The sequence below is a fragment of the Micromonospora sp. I033 genome, assembly GCF_053890995.1.
Genome location: NZ_JBSSLX010000330.1, coordinates 1 through 4,251 on the forward strand (window position 1 = coordinate 1; position 4,251 = coordinate 4,251).

A 4,251-nucleotide genomic window follows, 5' to 3' on the forward strand; every position below is an offset into this window, starting at 1 on the left:
GCTTCGCCGCTTCTCGCCGCGCCGACCAGGGGCTTTGGTCCCGAATCAGAATCTCCACAGCGGACGTTCAGCTCCCGGAGAAGTCGATGATCTAGAGGTTAGGTCGTGGTCGCCAGGGTAGGGACCACTCATGCGCGTCCTTGGAATCAACGCGATCTTCCACGACCCGGCGGCCGCCCTGGTGGTCGACGGCCGGGTGGTGGCCGCCGCCGAAGAGGAGCGGTTCAGCCGCCGCAAGCACGGCAAGCGCCCGGTCCCCTTCGCCGCCTGGGAACTGCCCGAGCTCTCCGCCGCGTGGTGCCTGAGCAGCGCCGGGATCGACGTGGACAGCCTCGACGCGGTGGCGTACTCCTTCGACCCCGGCCTCTGCCGCGACGCCGCCGAGCTGGGCCTCAGCGACCCCTGGGACTGGCTGCGGGTCGACTACGCCCGGCGCGCCCCGCAGTTCCTCGCCGCCGCCCTGCCCGGGCTCGACCCGGACAAGGTGCGGTTCGTGCCGCACCACGTGGCGCACGCCGCCTCCGCCGGCCTGGCCGCCCCGCCGGCCGGCGACGACACCGCGGTGCTGGTGCTCGACGGCCGCGGCGAGGTGGCCAGCCACCTGGCCGGCGTCTACCGCGACGGACGGCTGTCCCCCCTGCACTCCCAGCAGCTCCCCCACTCGCTCGGCCTGCTCTACGAGGACCTCACCCGGCACCTCGGCTTCCTGCACTCCAGCGACGAGTACAAGGTGATGGCGCTGGCCTCCTACGGCCGGCCGAAGCACCTGGGCCTGCTCCGCGAGCTGGTGCGGGTCACCGACGACGGCGGTTTCCAGGTCGAGCGGATCGACTGGACGAGCATGGCCAAGGCGGTCGCCGCCGGCGGCGAGCCGGCCGAGGAGCACGCCGACCTGGCGTCCAGCGTGCAGGCCCGGCTGGAGGAGGTCCTCCTCGACCTGTCCCGCTGGCTGTACGAGGCGTCCGGCGGGGCCACCACCCTGGCCATGGCCGGCGGGGTGGCGCTGAACTGCGTGGCCAACGCGCGGATCGCGGCCGAGGGGCCGTACCGGGACGTCTGGGTGCAACCGGCGGCCGGCGACTCGGGCACCGCCCTCGGCGCCGCGTTGCACGTGGCCGGTGAGCTGGGCGACCGCTGCACCCCGATGGCCGGCGCGGACCTGGGCCGGGGCTGGTCGGACGAGGAGCTGGAGGCGGAGCTGCGCCGGGCGGCGCTGCCGTACACCCGGCCGGCGTCGATCGCCGCCGAGGCCGCCCGGGTGCTCGCCGACAACGGCATCGTCGCCTGGTACCAGGGGCGCAGCGAGTACGGCCCGCGGGCGCTGGGCCACCGGTCGCTGCTGGCCCACCCCGGCGACCCGGACACCACCCGCCGGATGAACGACGTGAAGGGGCGGGAGCAGTTCCGGCCGATCGCCCCGATGGTCCGGGCGGAGCGCTTCGCGGAGATCTTCGAGGGGGTCTACCCCAGCCCGTACATGCTCTTCGTGCACCGGGTGAAGCCGGAGTGGCGGGACCGGATCCCCGCGGTCACCCACGTCGACGGCACCGCCCGGGTGCAGACCGTGCACCCGGAGAGCGAGCCGGTGGTGGCCGAGCTGCTGGCCGAGTTCGAGCGGCGCAGCGGGCTGCCGGTGGTGGTGAACACCTCGCTGAACACCGCCGGGCGGCCCATGGTGGACACCCCGCGCGAGGCCATGGAGCTGTTCGGCTCGGCGCCGGTGGACCTGCTCGCGCTCGGCCCGTTCGCGGTGCACCGCGAGGCGCTGGGCGGCGCCCGGTGATCAGCGTGGTGGTGCCCACCCTGGGGCGGCCGAGCCTGGCCACCCTGCTGGACACCCTCGCCCGGCAGCTCGGCGGGCTGGCCGGGGCCGAACTGCTGCTGGTCGACGACCGGCGCGACGACACCGGGGAACTGGCGGTGCCGGGGGCGCTGGCGGCGTACACGAAGGTGCTGACCGGGCGCGGCGCGGGCCCGGCGGCGGCCCGCAATCTCGGCTGGCGCGCCGCCCGGGGCGAGTGGGTGGTCTTCCTCGACGACGACGTGGTGCCGGCGCCGGACTGGGCCCGGCGGCTGCGCGAGGACCTCGCGGTGGCCGGTGCCGTCGGCGGCGTGCAGGGCGTGGTGGACGTGCCGCTGCCCGCGCACCGGCGCCCCACCGACTGGGAGCGCGGCACCGCCGGCCTGGCCGAGGGCCGGTGGATCACCGCGGACATGGCGTACCGCCGGGCGGCCCTGGCCGCCGTCGGCGGGTTCGACGAGCGCTTCCCCCGCGCCTACCGGGAGGACGCCGAACTGGCCCACCGGGTCCGGCGCGCCGGTTGGGAGCTGGTCCGCGGCCACCGCCGGGTGACGCATCCGGTACGCCCGGAGGGCCGCTGGGTCAGCCTGCGCACCCAGCGCGGCAACGCCGACGACGCGCTGCTGCGCCGGCTCTACGGCCGCACGTGGCGGGCCGACCTGGACCTGCCCCCGGGACGCCGCCCCCGGCACGTGGCGGTCGCCGCGGCGGGCGCGGTGGCGCTGGCCGCCACGGCGCTGCGCGCCGCTTCCCCGCGGTCCGGCCGGGCCCGGCCGGCGCTCGGCGTGCTCGGCGGCCTGGCGGCGTCCGGCTGGGCGGCCGGCACCGCCGAGTTCGCCCGGGCCCGCGTCGCGCCCGGCCCGCGCACCCCCGACGAGGTCGCCACCATGCTGGTGACCAGCGCGCTCATCCCGCCGCTCGCGGTCGTCCACTGGGTACGCGGCTGGTGGCGCGCCCGCGCCGTGCCCACCGGAGCGGTGGTCACCGCGGACCGACCGGCGGCGCGTCATGTTTAGTTCCTTGTCCCAGGGCAACTGGTCCGGCATGAATCCGCCCGGTCCCGCCCTCCACGACGCGGTGCTGCTCGACCGGGACGGCACGCTGGTCGAGGACGTGCCCTACAACGGCGACCCGGAGAAGGTCCGGCCGCTGCCCGGCGCCCGCGAGGCGCTGGACCGGCTGCGCGCCGCCGGGCTCCGGCTCGCCGTGGTGACCAACCAGTCCGGACTGGCCCGCGGCTACTTCACCGAGGCCCAGATGCACGCCGTGCACGCCCGGATCGAGGAGCTGCTCGGCCCCTTCGACCACTGGGCGATCTGCCCGCACGACGACACCGACGGCTGCGCCTGCCGCAAGCCCGCCCCCGGGCTGGTGCACGAGGCCGCGCGGGCGCTGGGCACCAGGATCCCGGTGGCGCCGGCCGTCGCCCGGGACCTGCCGGCCGCGGTGGACGAGATCCTGCGCCGCGGCCGGGCGGTACGGCCGGTGGTGCCGCGGACCGGCCGGGCCGGCACGGTGCTGGCGGTGCGCAGCGACTCGGCCGGCGACGTGCTGGTCACCGGGCCCGGGATCCGCGCGGTCGCGGCCGGGGCGGAACGGGTGGTGCTGCTCTGCGGGCCACGCGGCCGGGCGGCGGCCGAGCTGCTGCCCGGCGTCGACGAGATCATCGAGTGGCGGCTGCCCTGGATCGACGGCTCCCCCGGGCCGGTCGACCCCGGGGACATGCGCCGGCTCACCGCCCGGCTGGCCGCCATGGGGGCCGACGAGGCGGTCGTCTTCACCTCATTCCACCAGTCGCCGCTCCCCCTCGCCCTGCTGCTGCGGATGGCCGGCGTGCCCCGGATCAGCGCCATCAGCGACGACTACCCCGGGTCCCTGCTGGACGTCCGACACCGGGTGCCGGTCGGGGTGCCCGAGCCGGAGCGGGCGCTCTCCCTGGCCGCCGCGGCCGGTTTCGCCCTGCCGGCCGACGACGAGCCGGTGCTGCGGCTCCGCGCCGACCTGCCCGCGCCCACCGTCGACCTGCCCGCCGGCGGCTACCTGGTGGTGCACCCCGGCTCGTCGGTGCCGGCCCGGGCCTGCCCGCCCGAGCGCTGCGCCGACATCGTGGCCGCCCTGGCGGCCGACGGGCACCGGGTGCTGGTCACCGGCGGGCCCGGGGAACGGGAGCTGACCGCCCGGGTCGCCGCCGCCGGCGGCACCGACATCGGCGGGGCCACCGACCTGGCCGGGCTCGCCCGGATCGTCGCCGGGGCCCGCTGCCTGGTGGTCGGCAACACCGGGCCGGCCCACCTCGCCGCCGCCGTCGGCACCCCGGTGGTCAGCCTCTTCGCCCCGACCGTCCCGTTCGGGCAGTGGGGGCCCTACCGGGTGCCCACCGTGCGGCTCGGCGACGCCGGGGCGGCCTGCCGGGACACCCGGGCGGCCCGCTGCCCGGTCGCCGGGCACCC

Annotated in this window: 3 protein-coding genes; all 3 read left to right on the top strand. The window is 77.3% G+C overall.

Annotated elements, in window-relative coordinates:
• Window positions 1-130 precede the first annotated feature (130 nt).
• On the top strand, window positions 131-1,783 hold the full coding sequence (locus ACW0Q9_RS29460; RefSeq protein WP_456186867.1) for a carbamoyltransferase family protein: 1,653 nt from the start codon (window positions 131-133) through the stop codon (window positions 1,781-1,783).
• Entirely contained in the window at window positions 1,780-2,817 is a 1,038-nt protein-coding gene (locus ACW0Q9_RS29465) for a glycosyltransferase family 2 protein (RefSeq protein ID WP_456186869.1), read from the top strand. Before ACW0Q9_RS29460 ends, ACW0Q9_RS29465 begins: the two co-directional genes overlap by 4 nt.
• On the top strand, window positions 2,810-4,251 hold a 1,442-nt coding region (locus tag ACW0Q9_RS29470), incomplete at its 3' end, for an HAD-IIIA family hydrolase (protein ID WP_456186871.1). The genes ACW0Q9_RS29465 and ACW0Q9_RS29470, both read left to right, overlap by 8 nt.